This is a genomic window from Candidatus Thiothrix sulfatifontis, assembly GCA_022828425.1.
GTDB lineage: Bacteria > Pseudomonadota > Gammaproteobacteria > Thiotrichales > Thiotrichaceae > Thiothrix > Thiothrix sulfatifontis.
Genome location: CP094685.1, coordinates 3,308,530 through 3,327,144, shown reverse-complemented (window position 1 = coordinate 3,327,144; position 18,615 = coordinate 3,308,530). Strand labels below are relative to the sequence as shown.

23 protein-coding genes are annotated in these 18,615 nt (G+C 49.1%); 19 read left to right on the top strand and 4 right to left on the bottom strand.

Translation table 11 applies throughout. The annotated features are described in order from the left end of the window. Window positions 1–36 precede the first annotated feature (36 nt). Together L3K52_16600 and L3K52_16595 are read left to right on the top strand one after the other, a co-directional pair. On the top strand, window positions 37–921 hold the full coding sequence (locus L3K52_16600) for a transposase (GenBank protein ID UOG91786.1): 885 nt from the start codon (window positions 37–39) through the stop codon (window positions 919–921). Window positions 922–1,314: 393 nt separating this feature from the next. Then, window positions 1,315–1,875, top strand: a complete 561-nt coding sequence (locus L3K52_16595; GenBank protein UOG91785.1) for a site-specific integrase — start codon at window positions 1,315–1,317, stop codon at window positions 1,873–1,875. Between the two features lie 217 nt (window positions 1,876–2,092). Here the strand turns inward: L3K52_16595 and L3K52_16590 are convergent, their stop codons facing one another. After that, complete coding sequence (locus tag L3K52_16590; GenBank protein ID UOG91784.1) at window positions 2,093–2,581, bottom strand: PH domain-containing protein; 489 nt, start codon at window positions 2,579–2,581, stop codon at window positions 2,093–2,095. A 467-nt stretch (window positions 2,582–3,048) separates the two neighbouring features. On the opposite strand from L3K52_16590, the gene L3K52_16585 reads away from it, so the two are divergent. Beyond that, on the top strand, window positions 3,049–4,383 hold the full coding sequence (locus L3K52_16585) for an IS4 family transposase (protein UOG91783.1): 1,335 nt from the start codon (window positions 3,049–3,051) through the stop codon (window positions 4,381–4,383). Window positions 4,384–4,743: 360 nt separating this feature from the next. On the opposite strand, the gene L3K52_16580 is transcribed toward L3K52_16585, so the two are convergent. After that, the gene (locus tag L3K52_16580) at window positions 4,744–5,058 is read right to left on the bottom strand and encodes an Arc family DNA-binding protein (GenBank protein ID UOG91782.1); all 315 of its coding nucleotides are present in this window, start codon (window positions 5,056–5,058) and stop codon (window positions 4,744–4,746) included. A 187-nt stretch (window positions 5,059–5,245) separates the two neighbouring features. On the opposite strand from L3K52_16580, the gene L3K52_16575 reads away from it, so the two are divergent. From L3K52_16575 to L3K52_16535, 9 genes are all read left to right on the top strand, one after another. Continuing rightward, window positions 5,246–5,425 carry a hypothetical protein gene (locus L3K52_16575; GenBank protein UOG91781.1) on the top strand — a complete coding sequence of 60 codons (180 nt, stop codon included), beginning with the start codon at window positions 5,246–5,248 and terminating at the stop codon, window positions 5,423–5,425. Window positions 5,426–5,632: 207 nt separating this feature from the next. Continuing rightward, complete coding sequence (locus L3K52_16570) at window positions 5,633–5,824, top strand: AlpA family transcriptional regulator (GenBank protein UOG91780.1); 192 nt, start codon at window positions 5,633–5,635, stop codon at window positions 5,822–5,824. Then, on the top strand, window positions 5,821–6,438 hold the full coding sequence (locus L3K52_16565) for a hypothetical protein (protein UOG91779.1): 618 nt from the start codon (window positions 5,821–5,823) through the stop codon (window positions 6,436–6,438). The genes L3K52_16570 and L3K52_16565 overlap by 4 nt, the downstream gene beginning before the upstream one ends. Further along, entirely contained in the window at window positions 6,435–7,343 is a 909-nt protein-coding gene (locus L3K52_16560) for a DUF927 domain-containing protein (GenBank protein UOG91778.1), read from the top strand. Before L3K52_16565 ends, L3K52_16560 begins: the two co-directional genes overlap by 4 nt. Continuing rightward, window positions 7,331–8,149 (top strand): hypothetical protein, encoded by an 819-nt coding sequence (locus L3K52_16555; GenBank protein UOG91777.1) that lies wholly within the window; start codon window positions 7,331–7,333, stop codon window positions 8,147–8,149. The genes L3K52_16560 and L3K52_16555 overlap by 13 nt, the downstream gene beginning before the upstream one ends. Continuing rightward, window positions 8,142–8,354: a hypothetical protein gene (locus L3K52_16550; GenBank protein ID UOG91776.1), complete on the top strand. Its 213-nt coding sequence runs from the start codon at window positions 8,142–8,144 to the stop codon at window positions 8,352–8,354. The genes L3K52_16555 and L3K52_16550 overlap by 8 nt, the downstream gene beginning before the upstream one ends. A 73-nt stretch (window positions 8,355–8,427) precedes the next feature. Then, complete coding sequence (locus tag L3K52_16545; protein ID UOG91775.1) at window positions 8,428–8,757, top strand: hypothetical protein; 330 nt, start codon at window positions 8,428–8,430, stop codon at window positions 8,755–8,757. A 305-nt stretch (window positions 8,758–9,062) separates the two neighbouring features. Then, window positions 9,063–9,593, top strand: coding sequence for a hypothetical protein (locus L3K52_16540; protein ID UOG91774.1), 531 nt, complete (start codon window positions 9,063–9,065; stop codon window positions 9,591–9,593). A 742-nt stretch (window positions 9,594–10,335) separates the two neighbouring features. After that, on the top strand, window positions 10,336–10,710 hold the full coding sequence (locus tag L3K52_16535) for a transcriptional regulator (protein ID UOG91773.1): 375 nt from the start codon (window positions 10,336–10,338) through the stop codon (window positions 10,708–10,710). Between the two features lie 32 nt (window positions 10,711–10,742). Here L3K52_16535 and L3K52_16530 read toward each other — a convergent pair whose 3' ends face one another. Together L3K52_16530 and L3K52_16525 are read right to left on the bottom strand one after the other, a co-directional pair. After that, the gene (locus L3K52_16530; protein ID UOG91772.1) at window positions 10,743–11,390 is read right to left on the bottom strand and encodes a hypothetical protein; all 648 of its coding nucleotides are present in this window, start codon (window positions 11,388–11,390) and stop codon (window positions 10,743–10,745) included. Between the two features lie 84 nt (window positions 11,391–11,474). Continuing rightward, entirely contained in the window at window positions 11,475–12,449 is a 975-nt protein-coding gene (locus L3K52_16525; GenBank protein UOG91771.1) for a hydrolase, read from the bottom strand. Between the two features lie 42 nt (window positions 12,450–12,491). On the opposite strand from L3K52_16525, the gene hisC reads away from it, so the two are divergent. The 7 genes from hisC to L3K52_16490 all read left to right on the top strand — a co-directional run bounded on the left by hisC (window position 12,492) and on the right by L3K52_16490 (window position 18,610). After that, the gene (hisC, locus tag L3K52_16520; GenBank protein UOG91770.1) at window positions 12,492–13,544 is read left to right on the top strand and encodes a histidinol-phosphate transaminase; all 1,053 of its coding nucleotides are present in this window, start codon (window positions 12,492–12,494) and stop codon (window positions 13,542–13,544) included. Continuing rightward, window positions 13,541–14,296 (top strand): Nif3-like dinuclear metal center hexameric protein, encoded by a 756-nt coding sequence (locus L3K52_16515; protein UOG91769.1) that lies wholly within the window; start codon window positions 13,541–13,543, stop codon window positions 14,294–14,296. The genes hisC and L3K52_16515 overlap by 4 nt, the downstream gene beginning before the upstream one ends. A 282-nt stretch (window positions 14,297–14,578) precedes the next feature. Beyond that, a complete protein-coding gene (gene petA / locus L3K52_16510) occupies window positions 14,579–15,181 on the top strand; it encodes a ubiquinol-cytochrome c reductase iron-sulfur subunit (protein ID UOG91768.1) in 603 nt (200 codons plus the stop codon). Then, window positions 15,181–16,608 carry a cytochrome b N-terminal domain-containing protein gene (locus tag L3K52_16505; GenBank protein UOG91767.1) on the top strand — a complete coding sequence of 476 codons (1,428 nt, stop codon included), beginning with the start codon at window positions 15,181–15,183 and terminating at the stop codon, window positions 16,606–16,608. Before petA ends, L3K52_16505 begins: the two co-directional genes overlap by 1 nt. A gap of 11 nt (window positions 16,609–16,619) precedes the next feature. Then, on the top strand, window positions 16,620–17,378 hold the full coding sequence (locus L3K52_16500) for a cytochrome c1 (GenBank protein ID UOG91766.1): 759 nt from the start codon (window positions 16,620–16,622) through the stop codon (window positions 17,376–17,378). 84 nt (window positions 17,379–17,462) lie between these two features. Next, window positions 17,463–18,092: a glutathione S-transferase N-terminal domain-containing protein gene (locus tag L3K52_16495; protein UOG91765.1), complete on the top strand. Its 630-nt coding sequence runs from the start codon at window positions 17,463–17,465 to the stop codon at window positions 18,090–18,092. After that, window positions 18,089–18,610 carry a ClpXP protease specificity-enhancing factor gene (locus L3K52_16490; GenBank protein UOG91764.1) on the top strand — a complete coding sequence of 174 codons (522 nt, stop codon included), beginning with the start codon at window positions 18,089–18,091 and terminating at the stop codon, window positions 18,608–18,610. The genes L3K52_16495 and L3K52_16490 overlap by 4 nt, the downstream gene beginning before the upstream one ends. Window positions 18,611–18,615: the final 5 nt, after the last annotated feature.

The following is an 18,615-nucleotide window of genomic DNA, read 5'->3' as shown; positions in this document are numbered from 1 at the left end:
ACTCTCTACTTTTCTCGGATGTACTGGACTCTCACTATGGACTGGCAAGATCAATTGATAGCGATTTATCTGTACCTTTGCAAGCAATATAAAGCGGATCTTTGGGCGTGTGTACAGCGTTTCTCTCCCCATGTTGAGTTACAACTGACTGATGAGGAAGTCATTACGCTGTACTGGTTTGGCTTGCTGGACGGTCATCGCACCATCAAACAGATTCATACTTATGCCGATCGCCATTTACGGGACTGGTTCCCCGCGTTGCCGAGTTATCCTGCTTATGTGATGCGCCTGAACCGTTTGGCTGATCTGTTCGCCCCGCTATTGGAGCGCATCCAGTCTCAGGTTCCTCCAACGGATGGAAAACTGCTAGTGGACTCTTTCCCCGTTGCGTTGGCAAGACAGGGGCATCGCTTCAAAGCTTGTGTCGCTGCCAATATTGCTGATCATGGCTACTGTGCGACGAAAAAACTGTATTTTTATGGGGTACGTGTTCATGTCATTGGACGTAAACAAGCGGGAACGTTGCCCACACCCGAATACATCGGTTTGCTGCCTGCCAGCGTACCGGATGGCAAAGTGTTTGACCAAATCAGACCTGTTCTGAAGCAGGAGGAAGTCTTCGGTGACAAAGCGTATCAGCGACCGGATGCTGCCGATGTTGAACAATCCCAGCAATTGACCGTGCGGACACCCGTCAAAAAGAAAAAGGGACAACGCTATCTGGATGCCGATGAGCAATGGCTGTCAACCGCTGTGTCACAAGTACGCCAACCGATTGAAACGCTGTTTGCTTGGATTGAGAAGAAAACCGGTATTGAGGTTGCCTCAAATGTACGTTCATACCAAGGATTGCTCGTTCATGTATTTGGACGATTAGCTGCCGCTCTGTTTTTCTGGAATCAGCTACGAAAATGCCCTTAATTCACATTTAAGGAAGAAATCAAGGCTATCGCGTCGAATAGCTTTGAGTGTATCGCCCGTGAATGGTTTGTGAAGTTTTCCGCGCAATGGGTAGAAAGCCATTCAAGCAAGGTAATACGGAGGCTGGAGCGTGACATATTCCCGTGGTTAGGCTGCTTGCCCATTGGTGAGATTGAACCCCCCGACGTACTGAAATGCTTGCGACGCATAGAGGCAAGGGGGGCGATAGAGACAGCACACCGTGCTAAGCAGGATTGCGGGCAGATATTCAGGTATGCAGTAGCAACGGGGCGGGCAGTGCGTGACCCTACCCCCGATCTAAAGGGAGCGATACCACCACCAAAGAAAAGCCACTTTTCAGCAATCACAGACCCCACAGAGGTGGGCGAACTAATGCGGGCAATGGATGGCTACACAGGAACATTAGAAACCCGTTCTGCTTTGGTGCTTTCTGCTTACCTGTTCACGCGCCCCTCTGAATTGCGTCAAATGGAATGGGCAGAGATTAAAGGGGATGTATGGACAATACCAGCCAATAAGATGAAGGCGGGAAAGGTTCATATTGTCCCCTTACCACGTCAAGCAATGGCGATACTGGAAGAACTTAAACCAGTGACAGGAAGGCGGCGCTATGTATTCCCCTCCCGCACGGATACCAGCAAGCCAATGAGTAACAACACTGTCAGGCAAGCATTAAGGCGGCTTGGATACGATAACGAAACAATGACGGCACACGGATTTAGGGCGATGGCATCAACGCGCCTTTATGAACTGGGATACCCGACGGACGTTATAGAAAAACAGCTTGCCCATGCAGTTGGTAATGACGTGAGACGCGCTTATGACCGATCACAGTACCTAGACCAACGTACCGCCATGATGCAGCAATGGGCGGATTACTTGGACAACTTGCGGGATGGTGCAAAGGTGTTGCCATTCAGAAAGGCGGGTTAGCGTTTGCCGACATTGTTATTTTTTCCGGTTACAACGGTTACAACGGTTACAGCGTTGTTTATAAAAGGTTTTTTCTGTAACCGTGGCATGGTTACAGCGGTTACAGCGGTTACAGCGGTTACAACGTTGTTTTATAAGGAATTATTTGTTTTTTGGCTATATTTGCTCAGTGCAAAATACCGGAACACTAAATATATTGTGTTCCGGTGACTTCGATTTAAGCAGGTATAACGCCTTCGATTTTACGTTTAACGTTCATCGGGTCAGCCACAAGATTAAATGCAACATCTGACAACCCCCTGCCAGTTACGCGAACTTGACCAAATCCAAGGATACGCCCAATGATTCCTTGCCTAATTGTTACAGTTTCAATTGCATTCAATCTTAGCTCACCAGTATTACGGCTGATAATCCCTTGTTTGGTGATTACCCGTTTGTCTGTCATGCCGCGCTCTTCATTGATATTAACTAAAGCGAAATATCCCGCAAGTATTAGGAACAAGATACCAACGCCAATGGCTGGAAGAGTAAGTACACCAATGAAGCACCATATAACTACGCGCAACCATGCCCACCAATGAAGCGGAAAAGTCGCCAATAGTTCTTCATTTTTCGATAAGGATTCTTTTATATATGACATTTGCTTAGCCTCTATTGTTATTATTAATAAGGTGCAAACATTAGCCAACGTTTGCGGTTCGTGCAATTTGATTCCGACATACTGTCATGCCTTGACCGTTAAAGCGTACCACTAGAGCGTTTTGCGGTAACACTACCGTACCACTAGAGCGTTTAAAGCGTGTCACTCGATCAATTAGCGGCTTTCATTCGTTCGCGTATTTAACGTGGAATAATTAGGTGTAATACACAAGCTCTAAATGTGCAACCCGTCTTAACAATGTACAACCCGACATATACCCGATGTGCAACCCGTCTTAAACAGTGTGCAACCCGACAAAAAACAACCAGCAAACACGCCCCCGCTTTTGCGCTAAGTAGAACAGCGTCGAATAGGTGGGCGTCCCCGCTTTTTTGCCTTGAAATGCCCATTACGGGGGTATTACGGGGCTATTACGCCTGAATTGTGGTATTCGCCAGTATTCACAAGCCACCCTGTAGCCATCTCCTTATACACAAGTCCCCAAACTGATGTAAGATAAGCAATTTTCACCCATGAACTGGTCATCTACCGAACTCACCGATCTTGATTTGGGAGACAAGCGTCTCGAAACACGCGCTGCCCATATCCTCAACGCCATGCTCAAAGCCCCCCAATCGAGCATCCCGAAAGCTTGCCAAAGTTGGTCAAGCACCTTGGCGACGTACCGTTTCTTCTGGAATGAAGCGGTGAGCCATGATGCTTTGATGGCATCCCACTTTGAAGCGACCGAGTGTCGAATCCGTCAGCAAGATTCGCGGATTATCCTGTGTATTCAAGACACCACCGAACTGGATTTCAATGGGCAGGAAACCGAGGGTTTGGGGCGTTTATCCTACGATAAGCAACGCGGGATGTACCTGCATCCGACCTTGTGTATCACCCCAGACCGTCTGCCATTGGGGATCACCGATACGTGGATGTGGTCACGGGGCTTGAGCAAAGCGGCGGATCTTGCCAACCCCGGCATCAAAGAAAGCCGTCGCTGGATTGAAGGGTATGAACGGGTAGCCGAACTGGCGGCACGCTGCCCTGAACACCGCCTCATCTATACGGGCGACCGTGAAAGCGACTTTTATGACTTACTCAAACGGGCGCAAGCCTTGGATTACCCGGCTGACCTGCTGATACGGGCGCAACATAACCGCGCCTTGGGGGATGACCTCAAACTGTGGGATGCCATTGATCAACAACAGGCGTTGACTCGTATCACCTTTACCAAACCGCGCAAGCAGGGTGAAAAGCCTCGCAAAGTGGTACAAGAAATCAAGGTGTTACGTTATACCCTGCGTCCCAAAAGTAAGCATCCAATGCTATTGACCTTGGTTCAAGCCAAAGAAATCAACCCACCCGCCGGAAAATCGCCCCTCATTTGGCGTTTAGTCACCAACCGTTGTGTAGAGACCGCCGATGCCGCCTGTGAACTCATCGACTGGTATCGGGCGCGTTGGGAAATCGAGATGTTTTTTGATGTCCTGAAAGTCGGCTGTCGCGTCGAAAAACTGCAACTGGACACTAAAGAGCGCATCGAAAAAGCCCTCGCGCTCTACATCATGGTGGCCTGGCGGATTATGTTTCTGATGCGGTTGGGGCGTACCTGCCCAGAACTTCCGGCTGATCTGGTGTTTGACCCGCTGGAATGGAAAGTATCTTTCCGGCTCGGCAAAAAAGCACTACCCGATGGCATACCTACCCTCAATCAAGTGATCCGCAATCTAGCGGAACTGGGGGGCTTTTTGGGCAGAAAATGCGATGGCGAACCGGGGGCTAAAAGTATCTGGCTTGGCTACTCAAGGGTGCTGGACTGTATTTATGGGATTCAGATGGCTAGTGAGTTGGGGGAGGACTGATTTGTGTATAAAGAGATGCCCTGTAGCCCGCTTATGGTGTGCAACCCGATTTGAAAACGTGCAACCCGATCATAAAAGCGTGTGCAACCCGATTTGAAAACGTGCAACCCGATCATAAAAGCGTGTGCAACCCGATGTGCAACCCATTTAATAATATATTGCTTATGGATGGGTGATTATTAAGGTTATAATTAGCGGCTTAATGTTGGGATGGTATTGCGCGGTGTGCTACTCGAACGCCTAAAGCGTACCACTACCGTACCACTAGACCGTTTTGCGGTAACACGAAGCGAGCTTTGGCTACGGAGAAAGAGTAGCCAAAAGCGATGGGGCATATACGGATTAATCGTAATTGTTGCGTCACTGGTTACGCCTTTCCAATTCCTCCACACGCCCCCGCAAATCATCAAGCATATTCAAAAGCTCTTCATTGGTGGGGGCGCTTTCGTTGTCCGTTTCAGACATCGAATACGTGTGAGTACTGGCAAGGCGTAACACGTCACCAGCGGTTTGCACATTTGCAGCGGCGGGCAATTCTTCAAAGGTGCTTATCAAGCGTAAGGCAATCTCAGAATGAAGCGACCTACCCGCTATTTTCGCGGCGGTTTCCAGTTTGGCGCGTAATCCCTTTTCAAGGCGTAATGAATATGGGGGCGCTCTATTGTCCGTGGTCATGCGGTCTCCTTTTCCTTTGGTTGATATGCCCATTTCCCGCGTTTTTGCCATAAAAACGCCAGTACGGGGCTAGTACGCTTGTTTTTTACATATTGCATTGGTAGTCAAAAGGATTCAATGATTCATTGTGAATACCAGAGAATACCGTTATAATCTGGATTCATAACCAATACAGAGGAATAACAACATGAACCAAACAGCAAAACGCCAGCCCCCGCGCTCAATTCGCATTGAATCCAGCCTTGAATCTTGGCTGATTGAACGCGCTAAACGTGGGGATAGATCGGTTAATGCAGAAATTAACAGAATGATAAGGACTTTCAAGGCATTGGAAGAACGCAAGATGCAAGGGCAGGCGGTGGTATAGGGCAAGGCTTTGTGAAACCGTTTGACCCGTGATAATGTGAAAAGTGATAGGCACAAAAAAAGCCGACTATTGGCGTAGTCAGCTTTCTATTTTGTCTAGCTAAATCGTACTTGTGACGCCCTAGCCTTTATACCTCTTCTAGTTTCAAAGCTTAGGGCATTCACAAGAAATTGTAAATCAGTTTTTTACACTTCTTAAGGAGTGACCATGAACAACCCTACCAGAATAGAACGCCTGAAAGATGTTATCGCCCGTACTGGGCTTTCAAAATCCACTATTTACCGCCTCGAAAAGGCTGGAATGTTCCCCGCGCGGGTCAAGATCGGTTTCCGTGCCGTTGGCTGGCATGAAGGCGACGTTATCGCCTTTGTTCAAAGCTTAAAGGGGGCGCAGCAATGAAACGGCTTAACCATAACCAATACATAAGCTTTCCAGAGGTGCGCACGGCAGCAGCGGGGCGCTGGGAACAGATTCACCGTTCGTTAGGTATCCAACTTGCCACCACGTCACACCAAAAGCACACCCCATGCCCCGCGTGTGGTGGGCGTGATCGTTTCCGCGTGGATGCAACCTATCAAAGTACAGGGCGTTGGATTTGCAGCGGGGGCGGTGATTTACAAAGCGGTGATGGCTTTTCTTTGCTCGGTCACGTCTACGGCTGGACACCCTCAGAACAGCTTAATGCTGTCTCTGAATGTTTGGGGCTTGCCAATGCCAGCGACAAGGAACGCGAAACCCTACGGCGTAAAGCAGAGGCAATGCAAGCGGCAATGCAGGCCGATGCACGGCGCAGGGATGAACAAGCACGAATTGATTCAAATATAGTTGCTTGTCTCGATGAACTGAGAGACATCATTACTACCCGTCAAAACTTGCAACGTTTGTCACACCAGCAAACCTCCCTATATCGCGTCACAATGATACCTTTAGAGGAAGAATTATCAGCGGCTTACGCTTTGAATACGATGATTCTGGAAAATTACGCCCCCCATGTAGCGGGGGCTAACCAATGAGAAACTTTGTAGCTCTTGATGATTACCGCCTAAACCACAAGAAACCACCAGAACCGGCGACAGTATTAGGCGAAAAAGGTATTTTTTCCCTTAAGTCCGAAGGTGTGTTTTATGCTGCATTCAGCAGCGACGGACAATCGCAAACAGAGCGGCGCATCTGTTCACCGCTGCAAGTGTTAGGGGAAACCCGAAGCGTTAGCAGTGATTCATGGGGGCGAATGCTGGAATGGAAGGACGGAGACGGCAAACCCCATAAGTGGGCAATGCCTGTTGAACTCTTGGCAGGCGACGGGCTTGAAGTTATCCGCACATTAATGAGTGGGGGGCTTCATATCGCCACAGGCAAGAGTAAGCAGGTAGTCGACTATATTAACACCTGTAAAGCCGTTTCACGCATTACTTGCACCAACAAGACCGGATGGCACGGGGGCGCTTATGTAACGTCTAACACGGTTTATGGTGAGGATGCGGGGGAATACGTCTATCAGGGCAGTCTCATAAATACCGCCATCGGACAGCGTGGCACGTTGGCGGAATGGAAGGGGCAAGTATCAGCGTGTGCGGCGGGTAACAGTCGTGCGGTGTTTGCCATTAGTGCGGCGTTTGCGGCTTCTCTGGTGCGTTTGGCTGGCATTGAATCAGGCGGCTTTCAGTACACGGGGGAAAGTAAAGACGGGAAAACGACCGTGGTTAAAATGGCGGCGTCTGTTTTCGGTGTGCCAGATGACTATAAGCGGCTATGGCGTACCACCTCCAACGCGCTGGAAGGCACGGCATTAATGCACAATGACGGCTTTCTTATCCTTGATGAGTTAAAGATGTGTAAGTGGGCGATGTGGCGTATAACCTCACCAACGGGCAAGAAAAGGCACGATCTACCAAAGCGGGGGGAATGCGTGAACTGAGAACGTGGAAGCTACTTTATTTCAGTACTGGCGAAATCAGCCTACCTGACTACGTGGCAAGCGGGGGCGGAAAAACCTTTGCAGGGCAAGAAGTACGGCACGCTGATATTCCATCGAATGCCGGTACAGGGTTTAAGGTGATGGATACCATACGCGGCTTTAAGGACTTACCCGCATTCTTTGCACACATTAACACGGCAATTAACCGGAACTATGGAACGGCGGGGGATGCGTGGTTACAACGTATCGCCACCGATCGGGCAAGCATAGAGGCAACCATAGGCGATTCACTCACCACCATTAAGGCGGAATTGCTACCTGATAACAGCAATACTCAGCATGACGTAGTGGCTACCCGTTTCGCACTGGTAGCGCTTGCGGGGGAAATGGCTACACAGTACGGGATCACCGGATGGAATGACGGAGAAGCAACGGGGGCGGCTAAACGCTGCTTTAATGATTGGCTTGAAGGCTTTGGAACTGGCAACCGTGAAGATACTAAAATACTGCAAGCTGTAACCGCGTTTATTGAGCGTAACGGGGCAAAGTTCCAAGATCTAACCTTAATATCACCCAACGCAATACCCGACCTTGTGGGATATAGCAGGATGGCGGCAAATGGTCGTGAATATCTGGTGCTGGCAAGCCAATTTGAACGCATCTGCGACGGTTACAGCCGAAAGCAGGTCGTCCCCGTGTTGGTAGCGGCTGGGATATTGCAAACAGCAACAAGCAAGCCGGAACGGATACCCGATGGCGTGAAAAAGGTGTACGTTTTACGGTTACAGGATGATAGCCATGAATGAAAAAACCTTAATAAACAATGATGTAACCGTTGTAACCGCTGTAACCCTAGAGTGGTTACAGAAAAAACCTTTTATAAACAACTCTGTAACCGTTGTAACCGCTGTAACCGGAAAAAATAACAATGTTGGCAAAGCATTTTCTGATTATGGCGGCTCTTCAAAGGTGTTAAACCTCTGTGAGTACAGGCGACGGCGCAACCGTTAAACCGTTCACAACCTCGAAGGCTGGCAAGTTCCAGCCTTTGATATTTTTATCAAAAGCAAAAGGAGTGTTACACATGGCAGACATTCACCAGATTGGCAGGGGCGGCAAGCGTGAAGGGGCGGGTAGACCAAAGGGGGCGGGCAATCTCACCCCTAAGCCCGTGCGTGAAATGGCGTTAATGCACACTGAGGCGGTTCTAACGGCGTTACTGGAAATAGTGCAAGACAAAGACGCGCCCCCGTCTGCAAGGGTAGCAGCGGGAAGGGAGATACTAGACAGGGCAGACGGCAAACCGGCGCAACGTATTGAACAGATCGTAACCGACAATTCAGGCGATAAATTCAACGATATAGCGGAACAGCTTAGACGGGAATTTGAAGAGCAGGGCAACGAATACAAGTGAGTCGCTACTGAAAAGCCAGTAGCGACCCCATAACCTACCTAATACCATTTGTCTGGTATTTTTTATCAGTCCCAGACAGATGCAAAGCAAACATTTACGCCCCCGCACCATGCCAAGCTAGGCACATCAAGGCATTCAGCCACCACAAACACAAAGCATCAATTTAAATGGTAAGCAAAGTTTTACAGTAATTAGTATTTAAATAACTTATGAAATTTAGTTTCATCAAGTATATTTATTCACATGGCGGAACAACAAACGCCAACACAAAAAGCAACTAACTACACAACAAACAGAGGTTTATCATGAAATCTAATCAAGCAAGCAAAGCATACGCGCAACAAGTAAACGCCTTCCATGCCGATAACGGCTTAGTTTGGAGTTCCCCCGAAGGTAAAGCGCTGGCAAGCACTATTCGCCAGTATAAGGAGCGTGTGAAAGCTTACATGCAATCCAATGGCATGAACTGGAAAGCGTGGGGCGGTGATGTTATGGCGGTATTTGCTGCTATTCCCTTCGATCTTGCCAGCCTTTCAGCTTTCCACCAGAAAGTAATGATCGAAGAAATCGGTAAACGGGTGATCGGGAGAGACAAGGCGTTTAAAAAACCACTGGCAAAAGTAGCCTTCACCTTCCAAGCATTCACCCCTGACATGACAAGCTACAAATTCACCAACATGCTACGCAACCATGCACGTGCTTTAGTGGTAATGCGTCAATTCGTGCGTGAATATGCGGAACGTGGGCAGTATTCACATATCACTTGCAACCTACCAGACGGAAGAAGGGCGAAATGCTCAAACCGTGGGGGCTTTGCTTTGGTGCAAGTCTGGTAATGCATTTGTTGGTATCAGGTCGGGCTTATCCTTGCCCTGATACCAACAAAATGGGGGGATACCAGCATAAATACCAACAAAACGGGGCTGTTGGTTCATGCGATTACTTCCCGCACCGTTAATGCCATGAATAATTACCACTTGTCAGGCTGGATTATGGGCATCTAATAGGGGGCGGAATAGCAGCAAGTGGGGCTTATCGCGGGTTATTGTTGGTATTTATGATGGTACTTTTTGAATTTATGAATAGTTATTTATTTTATTTTCAATAGTTTATATTGTTTGTTCAATAGTCGCCGCCTCCACCAAACTGTAACCCCTTGATTTTTAAAGAAAAATTAAGGGGTTTTTTGTTTTTGTTGTAACTGCAAGCTTAACCATTCGATCATCCGCCTTTCCAGCCAATAGTCAGCTCGCCAAGGCACACTACCAATCACAAAACTCACATGCCCGCCGTGCTAAGGCGCATCGAAGCGGCTGGAACTGTAATGGTGGAACGTTTGAGTAAGACAGAATTCAAAGCACCAATCTCAAAGCGTTGGTATATTCGCCAACATAGAAAAAGCAATATTGATTTACAAGCGGCGGCGTGAATTAGCGGATGGCGCAATTATTGAGGGCGTGGTCATTGCCTCAAGCCGTTATGGATTCTAGCCACCTGTACCAATATCGCTTGTTCACCATAACCAGAACAGGTATGGCGGGATTTTGTAACTGACATCCTCACTGAGAGGGGCAAGCCATGAGATACGCAATTATCCGCATTGAACCCAGCCTTGAAGCCGATTTGCTGGAAATGGGCGCGGCTTTCGTGGATGCACTGGAAACCGGCAGTTATCAGGGTGAGGTATTCACCTTTGAAACGCCTATGGGATTGTTTCAGGCGATTACCCCCAAGCGCTGGGAACTGCTGGACAGGCTGCAAGGCAAAGCGGCGGTGAGTATCCGCGAACTTGCTAAGCAATTGGGGCGGGATGTGAAGAACGTTCACACGGATGTAAGCAGGCTTTTGGAAATTGGCTTGTTGGAACGTGACGAAGCAGGGCGGGTATTTTCCCCCTTTGCGGAAATCAGGACAGAATTCACCTTGAAGGGTGAGAGCAAAGCGGCGGCATGAAGAAGTTATTGCTTAATTTCCCTCTGGCGTCCTCAAATATCCCGCTTGCCCTGCCAAACGTAGATTACACGTCCTGAAATCACTAACTTCGCCGTTTTCACCCGCACAGTGGCAAAATTAGGATTGTCGTAGCTCACACAAACATGTTCGCCATCTGGTTCGAACTGAATGCGGGCAATGCTCAATGCTTCACCTTTGTTCTGGATGCCATATAGCCCGTTGATGTGTGTTTTTGCATCGCTATTAATGACTACTAAATCACCACGTCGGATAGATGGCTGCATCTCGCTGGATTCCATTCGGTAGATCGTATAATTACCTTGCGAAGGACTCATCCCAAACAGCTCAGTGAGCCAATCATCTCGACAGATAAGGTTTTCATACTGAGGTCTGTCACCTTCGTTCATATCCTTGTAATCGCCCTGTTTAAAAATGGGTATGATTATTTGACCAGACGAGATGTTTATTGAGTTTGGGTGTGAATATTCGCCATGTTGTAACCATTGTGGATCACATGTTAGGTACTTTGCCGCCGAAAATAGGTAGTTATTTGGCACTTTGTCACGTCGTGTCCAGCCATAAATGTGTTGTCTCTCAATGTCTAGCTCTCTGGCGAGATCAGACATATTACGTCCCATTTCTTTTAGTCTTGATTGTAAGCGTGTTTTGAGTGTTTCCATTTTATTTGATGCCTATATATTTTTAATTGATTTGGCGAGTAAATGTATATCATCATTTGGCAGTTTGGCTAGGAATTTAAACACTCATGTTGATTTTTGACGCAACTGACTTTTTATCCATTCGATCATCCGCGTTTCCAACCAATAGTCAGCCCGCCAAGGCACATTGCCAGCTACAAAACCCACATGCCCGCCGTGCGTTGTCAATTCCAGCGTAACGCTATCACTCAACATGGCTTCCGTCGGTGCCGTGGTAGGGTACATAAACGGATCATCTTGCGAATGAATAATCAGCGTTGGGGTTTCAATGCGTTGCAAAAATTGCCGTGAACTGCTGCGGCTGTAGTAATCTTCTGCCCCAGCGAAGCCATTCAGTGGCGCGGTGATCTGATCGTCGAAAGCAAATAGCGTCTTGACTGTACCCAAATCGACAGCTAACGGACTGGTCATCTGGCTGAATTTGCGGCGATAGGAAGCCTTGAGTTTGTTGACCAGATAGCGCCCGTAAACGACAGAGAACCCCCGTTCCAGCTTGCGAGCGCATTCCTGTAATTGGAACGGCACGGAAACCGCAATCGCCGCTTGCAAACCAGCGTTTGCGCCCGTTTCGCCAAGGTATTTCAAAATCAAGTTGCCACCCAGTGAAAAGCCGATGGCAGCATCAGGCATTCGTTGGGTTTGCTGCAAATGTACCAGCACTTCCGCAATATCAGCCGTGCGCCCGGAATGGTAACTTTCCGGTAAGCGGTTGTGTTCGTCGCTACAACCGCGCAAATGCATGAAGACACTCGCAAAACCCGCTTGTTGCAAGGCTTGCATTAGCGTTTGCGAGTAGTGCGATTGCAACGAACCTTCCAGCCCATGAATCACCAACACCAGCGGCGAATTGGGGCGCGGATACCAAGCAAGGTCGATGAAATCGTCGTCGCTGAGTTCCACCCGTTCGGCTTGCAGGGGCAGTTGCACGCGGCGGCGCAGAAATACCGGCCACAGCGTTTGCAAATGAGGTGAGCGTAACCACCACGCTGGGCGAAAGGTCGATTGCTGGATTCGTTTCATCCCTATATCATCACACGTTTCTATTCTCCACCGGAAGCACGCATGAGCCAATACTGGAGCAAGCTGGTACACAATCTCGACCCGTATACACCGGGTGAACAGCCAAAAGACCAGCGTTACATCAAGCTGAATACCAACGAATGCCCGTACCCGCCTTCGCCGAATGCGCTGGCGGCAATCCACGCGGCGGCAGATGAGCGCTTGCGTCTTTACCCCGACCCGAATGCGGACGAGTTGAAGGATGCGATTGCCGACTATTACAATGTGCAACGCGCCAATATTTTCGTCGGCAATGGTTCGGATGAGGTGTTAGCGCACGTTTTCCAAGGCTTGCTCAAGCACGACGCGCCGTTGTTATACCCTGACATTAGCTACAGTTTTTACCCGGTTTACGCCAATCTTTACCAGATTAATGCGCAGCAAATCCCGTTGCGTGAGGATTTTCGGGTGTGCTTGGGCGATTACGCGGTCGATAACGGCGGGATTATTTTCCCCAATCCGAATGCGCCCACTAGCATGGCCTTGGGTTTGGATGCTATTGAAGCTTTATTGGAAACGCACGACAAATCCGTGGTAGTCGTGGACGAAGCCTATGTTGATTTCGGGGCGCAAACTGCGGTTCCGCTGATTGACAAGTACCCGAATTTGTTGGTGGTGCAAACCTTCTCTAAGTCGCGTTCGCTGGCAGGCTTGCGTGTGGGGTTTGCGGTGGGTCATCCTGATTTGATCCACGGGTTGGAGCGGGTGAAAAATTCGTTTAACTCTTACCCATTGGGGCGTATGGCGATTGCAGGCGCGGCGGCGGCGATGCGTGATAAGGCGTATTTTGAGGATACTTGCCAGCAAATCATCGCCACCCGTGAATTGACAGTAACCAGCCTAACCGAAATGGGCTTTAGTGTATTGCCTTCGGCAGCAAATTTTGTGTTCGCGCGTCCACCGGCGGGTAATGCAGAAAGTTTGTATCTGGCACTGAAGCAGCGCGGTATTTTGGTGCGGTATTTCAATAAGCCGCGCATTAACGAATATTTGCGGATCACCATCGGCACAGAGGAAGAAATGGCAACTTTCTTGAGTACATTGGCGGAACTATGAACCTGTACGCACTTGAAGCCCACATCAATGCATTGCTGAATGTGGGCAAATTCCGCGACTATGCCCCCAACGGCTTGCAAGTTGAGGGCAGGGCAGAGGTGACGCGCATTGTGACAGGCGTCACGGCTTCACAAGCGTTACTGGATGCCGCGCTGGAATACAAAGCCGATGCGATCTTAGTGCACCACGGGTATTTTTGGAAAGGCGAGTCGCCAGTGATTCGTGGCATGAAAAAGCGCCGAATTGCGACGTTGCTTCAGCATGACATCAGTTTGTTGGGTTATCATTTGCCATTGGACGCACACGCGACTTTAGGCAATAACGCGCAATTAGCGGCACAGCTAGGCATTTGTATTGAGGGCGTGATGCATGAGCGCGAATTGCAAGGCGTGGGCAACGTCGGTTCATTGGCTGAAGCCATGAGTTTAGACGCGTTTGGGCAACACGTTGCGGCAATTTTGGGGCGGGAGCCATTGTTGATTGCTGCTGGTGAGCATCCAATCCGACGGATCGCGTGGTGTACCGGCGGTGGGCAAGGCCACATTCAGCAGGCTTTTGAGTCCGGGGCGGATGCGTATTTGAGTGGCGAAATTTCGGAACACACCGTGCATTTTGCGCGCGAAAATGGCATTCATTACCTTGCGGCGGGGCATCACGCGACTGAGCGCTACGGCATTCAAGCGCTCGGCAATCATGTGGCAGCGCAATGCGGGCTGGAACATTATTTCTTGGATATCAATAACCCGGCATAAGTCAGGTTATTTTGCTTGTTCTTGTGCTATTATTGCCGCGCTTTGTTGAAGAGCGGGACGTAAATGATTTAAATCAAAACCTTTGCGTTTTACCCTTTAAGGTACGGATTTTCGCTTGATTTTACGTGTGAGTTCGGACATTCTACGTAGTCTTTCAGCATATGCTAATATAGCTATGCTTAGATTAATGGCTCATATATTTAGTGCGGCTGCAAGCATTACTTGGGTGTGTTTGCAGGCGTGCAGCAGGTTACGTTTTGAACATTTGGGAGAGTGCTAACGATGGCAAATTCTGGAGTAGATAAAGGCCGCCGCCGCGTCCTCGTCGCTGCCACATCCGTGGTGGGGGCAGCAGGCGTGGCAGCGGTTGCGGCTCCGTTCCTTAGTTCCTGGAATCCTAGTGCGCGGGCGCTTGCCGCTGGTGCGCCGGTAGAGATTTCTGTCACTAAGGCGGAACCAGGACAACAGATTCGTGTAATTTGGCGTGGTAAACCGGTTTGGTTGGTGAACCGCACCCCGGAAATGCTGGCTGCCTTGGAAGGCTTGGCAGAAGCATTGAAAGACCCGAATTCTGAGAATGTAAAGCAGCAGCCGGAATATGCCAAGAATTTGGCACGTACCCGTGAAGGCAAAGAGCAGTATCTGGTGTTGGTTGGTATTTGCACCCACTTGGGTTGCTCACCGACTTACCGCCCAGAAGTGGCTCCGGCAGATTTGGGAGCGGATTGGAAAGGTGGTTGGTATTGCCCATGTCATGGTTCGCGTTTTGACTTAGCAGGTCGCGTGTTCAAGAATGTTCCAGCCGGGTCAAATCTTGAAGTTCCCCCTTATTATTTCAAAGATGATAACACCATCGTGGTTGGCGAAAATGGAGGCACTGCATAATGGCTGAACGTCCCGCACACAATTACACGGGTTTCTTGGGGTGGGTCGAAGACCGCTTCCCATTAATGGAAACCTGGCAAGCGCATTTGGCTGGTTACTATGCGCCTAAAAACTTTAATTTCTGGTATTTCTTCGGTTCACTGGCGATGCTGGTGCTGGTTATCCAGATTTTTTCTGGCTTGTTCTTGGCTCTGCACTATAAACCGGATGCGAATCTGGCTTTTGCTTCCGTTGAATACATTATGCGGGACGTGCCCGGTGGTTGGTTTATCCGCTACATGCACTCGACCGGCGCGTCAGCGTTTTTTATCGTGGTGTATCTGCACATGTTCCGTGCCTTGATTTACGGGTCCTACAAAGGCAAGCGTGAACTGATTTGGCTGTTGGGCATGGCGATCTACTTGGTGTTGATGGCAACCGCGTTCATGGGTTACTTGCTGCCTTGGGGTCAAATGTCTTACTGGGGTGCGCAGGTTATTATTAACTTGTTTAACACCATTCCGTATATTGGTGAAGGTTTGTCGACTTGGATCCGGGGTGACTTCGTATTGGGCGATGCAACCTTGAACCGTTTCTTTGCGCTGCACTTCTTCCTGCCATCGTTGGTGTTGCCAGCATTGGTATTTGTTCACATTGTGGCATTGCACGCAGTGGGTTCTAATAACCCGGACGGCGTTGAAATCAAGCAAGGACCTAAAGGCAACCGTTGGAGCGAAACCGCTCCGGCTGATGGTATTCCCTTCCACCCTTATTACACGGTTAAAGACATCGTGGGTGTGGTAGTGTTTTTGTTTGGCTTCTTCGCGATTTTATTCTTTGCACCAGAAGGTGGCGGTTACTTCATTGAAGCGCCGAATTTCGAGCCTGCAAATGCCTTGAAAACGCCGCTGCATATTGCACCTGTTTGGTATTTTACGCCGTTTTACACCATATTGCGTGCTATCCCTGACCCGTTTTTAGGGACGTTGGCGATGTTCGGCGCGATTGCGGTGCTGTTTGTGTTGCCGTGGATTGACCGTAACCCGATGAAATCTTGGCGCTATCGCACCACTGCCCACAAAATTAACCTGCTGTTGTTTGCGGCAACGTTCATTGTGTTGGGTTGGATGGGTGTTGAAGCCGTCACACCTGTTTACAAGGAACTGGGTACGCGCATGACACAAATTTACTTCATGTTCTTCATGGTGATGTGGATTCACAGCAACCCAGCAAAAGCGAATTATGTGATGTGGTTTGGGATTTTACTCGCGGCCGTTATTGGGTATGACATTATGTTCCGCTACATTCCTGGCGATGCAGAAGCGACCAACCAAATGCTGATCCAATTCATTTTGCCGTTAGCGTACTTGGCATTGACGCTGTTGTTGCCTGCTTTCAAAGCAAGCTGCAACACGGAAAAGCCCGTTCCAGACCGTGTGACAGGTTGAGGTGTAGCAACATGAAAAAATTTATTATTGGTGTAATGTTCGCACTGTCCGCGTCTTTGATGGCTACCACTGCGTTGGCAAATGAGGCCATTGAATTACAAGATGCGAATGTTGATATTCACAACAAGCCCAGTTTGCAGCGTGGCGCGAAGTATTTCGTCAACTATTGCATGGGTTGTCACTCGTTAAATTTCAGTCGCTACAATCGCATGGCGACTGACTTGGGCTTCAGTGAAGAACAAGCGGCTAAATACCTGATCTTTACCCGTGACGAAGACGGCGAGCTGAACAAACCGAGTGCGTTGATGAAAAACGGCATGTCCCAGAAGCAGTCCGCCGAATGGTTCGGTGCACCGCCACCGGACTTGTCTTTGGAAGGGCGTTCACGCGGGCCAGACTGGATTTACAGTTACCTGAAAGCGTTTTATCTTGACCCGTCGCGCCCACTGGGTGTGAACAACACCGTCTTCCCGAATGCGGGGATGCCGCACGTGTTGTGGGAATTGCAAGGTTTGCAAGAAAAGCATTGCACCAAGGGTGAAGGCGAACACGCGACAGAACATTGCGAGCTGAAGTTAGTGAAAACGGGTAGTATGACGCCGGTTGAATACGACCAAGCCATTCGCGATATTACCAACTTCTTGACGTATGTTGGTGAGCCTGCGGCATTGCATCGTACTACCTACGGTATCTTTACCTTGCTCTTCTTGGCATTGTTTGGTGTAGTAGCGTATTTCCTTAAGAAGGAATACTGGAAGGATGTTCATTAATCTTTCATCGGTATAACACCTTGAAGCCACTCTAGTGTAATATAGAGTGGCTTTTTTGTTTTCAGTCCAGGGAGTTCCGCTTATATGGCTTCGCTTTCCAGCCGAAGATCTGTGATGACATTATTTTCCGCCCCCGACTGCGCAGACAGTCATCGGGTGCGCATTGTGTTGGCGGAAAAAGATATTACCGTCGACATTCTCAACATCAATCCCGATAACAAACCCGAAGATCTCGCGGAGTTGAACCCTTATAACACCACGCCGACTTTGCTTGACCGTGATCTGGTGTTGTATGACGCCCGTATTATCATGGAATACTTGGATGAGCGTTTCCCACATCCACCCCTGATGCCGGTCGACCCGGTGACTCGGGCGCATTCCCGTTTGGCACTGTTCCGTATTGAAAAAGACTGGTTTTCACTGGTCAGCGATATTGAACACGGTGATGATGCAACTGCTTCGCAAGCCCGCAAAATTCTGCGTGAGAGTGTGTTGTCAGCGGCAGAAGTCTTTTCCGTGAAACCGTATTTCCTCAGCGACGATTTTTCTTTGGTGGATTGTACAATTGCGCCAATTCTGTGGCGTTTACCGAAATACGGCATTGATGTCCCCGAAAAACAGGGTAAACCTATTTTGAAGTACATGGAGCGCGTATTCTCACGGGATGCATTCCAGCAATCGTTAAGCAAGGTTGAAAAGTCGATCCGCCCATGAGTCAACCAAATCCTCCTGAATTTATTGCCACGCCGAAACGCCCTTATTTGTTACGGGCGTTTTATGAATGGATTGTGGACAACGGCATGACGCCACACATTATGATCGATGCGCGTTCGCCCAAAGTGAAAGTGCCGCGTCAATTCGTCAAAGATGGCAACATTGTGCTCAATATCAGCATGACCGCTGCCAATAATTTGTTGATGGATAACGATCAAGTCACTTTCAATGCGCGTTTCAGTGGCAAAGCCATGTCGATTTGGTTGCCGATGTGGTCGATCATGGCGATTTATGCGCGTGAAACGCAGGATGGTTTGAACTTTCCGCTAGAGGAATATGCTGAAAGCATAGCGCTTGCAGAGGCGGCGGCATCACGCCCTACGTTAGCCAGTGTACCGGCTGCTGAGGCAACGCTGAGTGATACGGAGGCAACTGCTGAAGCCGATGGTGCGGATGATGATGAGCCGCCACCGCCGAAGCCCACAGCTCGCCCTTCTTTCTTACGGGTGGTGAAATAAAGCCG

Coding starts and splice junctions, on each gene's coding strand:
- L3K52_16515 (UOG91769.1), top strand. CDS start 13,541: ATGAACCTGTACGCACTTGAAGCCCACATCAATGCATTGCTGAATGTG.
- L3K52_16535 (UOG91773.1), top strand. CDS start 10,336: ATGAGATACGCAATTATCCGCATTGAACCCAGCCTTGAAGCCGATTTG.
- L3K52_16550 (UOG91776.1), top strand. CDS start 8,142: ATGAATGAAAAAACCTTAATAAACAATGATGTAACCGTTGTAACCGCT.
- L3K52_16545 (UOG91775.1), top strand. CDS start 8,428: ATGGCAGACATTCACCAGATTGGCAGGGGCGGCAAGCGTGAAGGGGCG.
- L3K52_16580 (UOG91782.1), bottom strand. CDS start 5,058: ATGACCACGGACAATAGAGCGCCCCCATATTCATTACGCCTTGAAAAG.
- L3K52_16525 (UOG91771.1), bottom strand. CDS start 12,449: ATGAAACGAATCCAGCAATCGACCTTTCGCCCAGCGTGGTGGTTACGC.
- L3K52_16560 (UOG91778.1), top strand. CDS start 6,435: ATGAGAAACTTTGTAGCTCTTGATGATTACCGCCTAAACCACAAGAAA.
- L3K52_16555 (UOG91777.1), top strand. CDS start 7,331: ATGCGTGAACTGAGAACGTGGAAGCTACTTTATTTCAGTACTGGCGAA.
- L3K52_16585 (UOG91783.1), top strand. CDS start 3,049: ATGAACTGGTCATCTACCGAACTCACCGATCTTGATTTGGGAGACAAG.
- L3K52_16495 (UOG91765.1), top strand. CDS start 17,463: ATGGCTTCGCTTTCCAGCCGAAGATCTGTGATGACATTATTTTCCGCC.
- L3K52_16505 (UOG91767.1), top strand. CDS start 15,181: ATGGCTGAACGTCCCGCACACAATTACACGGGTTTCTTGGGGTGGGTC.
- L3K52_16540 (UOG91774.1), top strand. CDS start 9,063: ATGAAATCTAATCAAGCAAGCAAAGCATACGCGCAACAAGTAAACGCC.
- hisC (UOG91770.1), top strand. CDS start 12,492: ATGAGCCAATACTGGAGCAAGCTGGTACACAATCTCGACCCGTATACA.
- L3K52_16530 (UOG91772.1), bottom strand. CDS start 11,390: ATGGAAACACTCAAAACACGCTTACAATCAAGACTAAAAGAAATGGGA.
- petA (UOG91768.1), top strand. CDS start 14,579: ATGGCAAATTCTGGAGTAGATAAAGGCCGCCGCCGCGTCCTCGTCGCT.
- L3K52_16570 (UOG91780.1), top strand. CDS start 5,633: ATGAACAACCCTACCAGAATAGAACGCCTGAAAGATGTTATCGCCCGT.
- L3K52_16565 (UOG91779.1), top strand. CDS start 5,821: ATGAAACGGCTTAACCATAACCAATACATAAGCTTTCCAGAGGTGCGC.
- L3K52_16595 (UOG91785.1), top strand. CDS start 1,315: ATGCGGGCAATGGATGGCTACACAGGAACATTAGAAACCCGTTCTGCT.
- L3K52_16600 (UOG91786.1), top strand. CDS start 37: ATGGACTGGCAAGATCAATTGATAGCGATTTATCTGTACCTTTGCAAG.
- L3K52_16490 (UOG91764.1), top strand. CDS start 18,089: ATGAGTCAACCAAATCCTCCTGAATTTATTGCCACGCCGAAACGCCCT.
- L3K52_16575 (UOG91781.1), top strand. CDS start 5,246: ATGAACCAAACAGCAAAACGCCAGCCCCCGCGCTCAATTCGCATTGAA.
- L3K52_16500 (UOG91766.1), top strand. CDS start 16,620: ATGAAAAAATTTATTATTGGTGTAATGTTCGCACTGTCCGCGTCTTTG.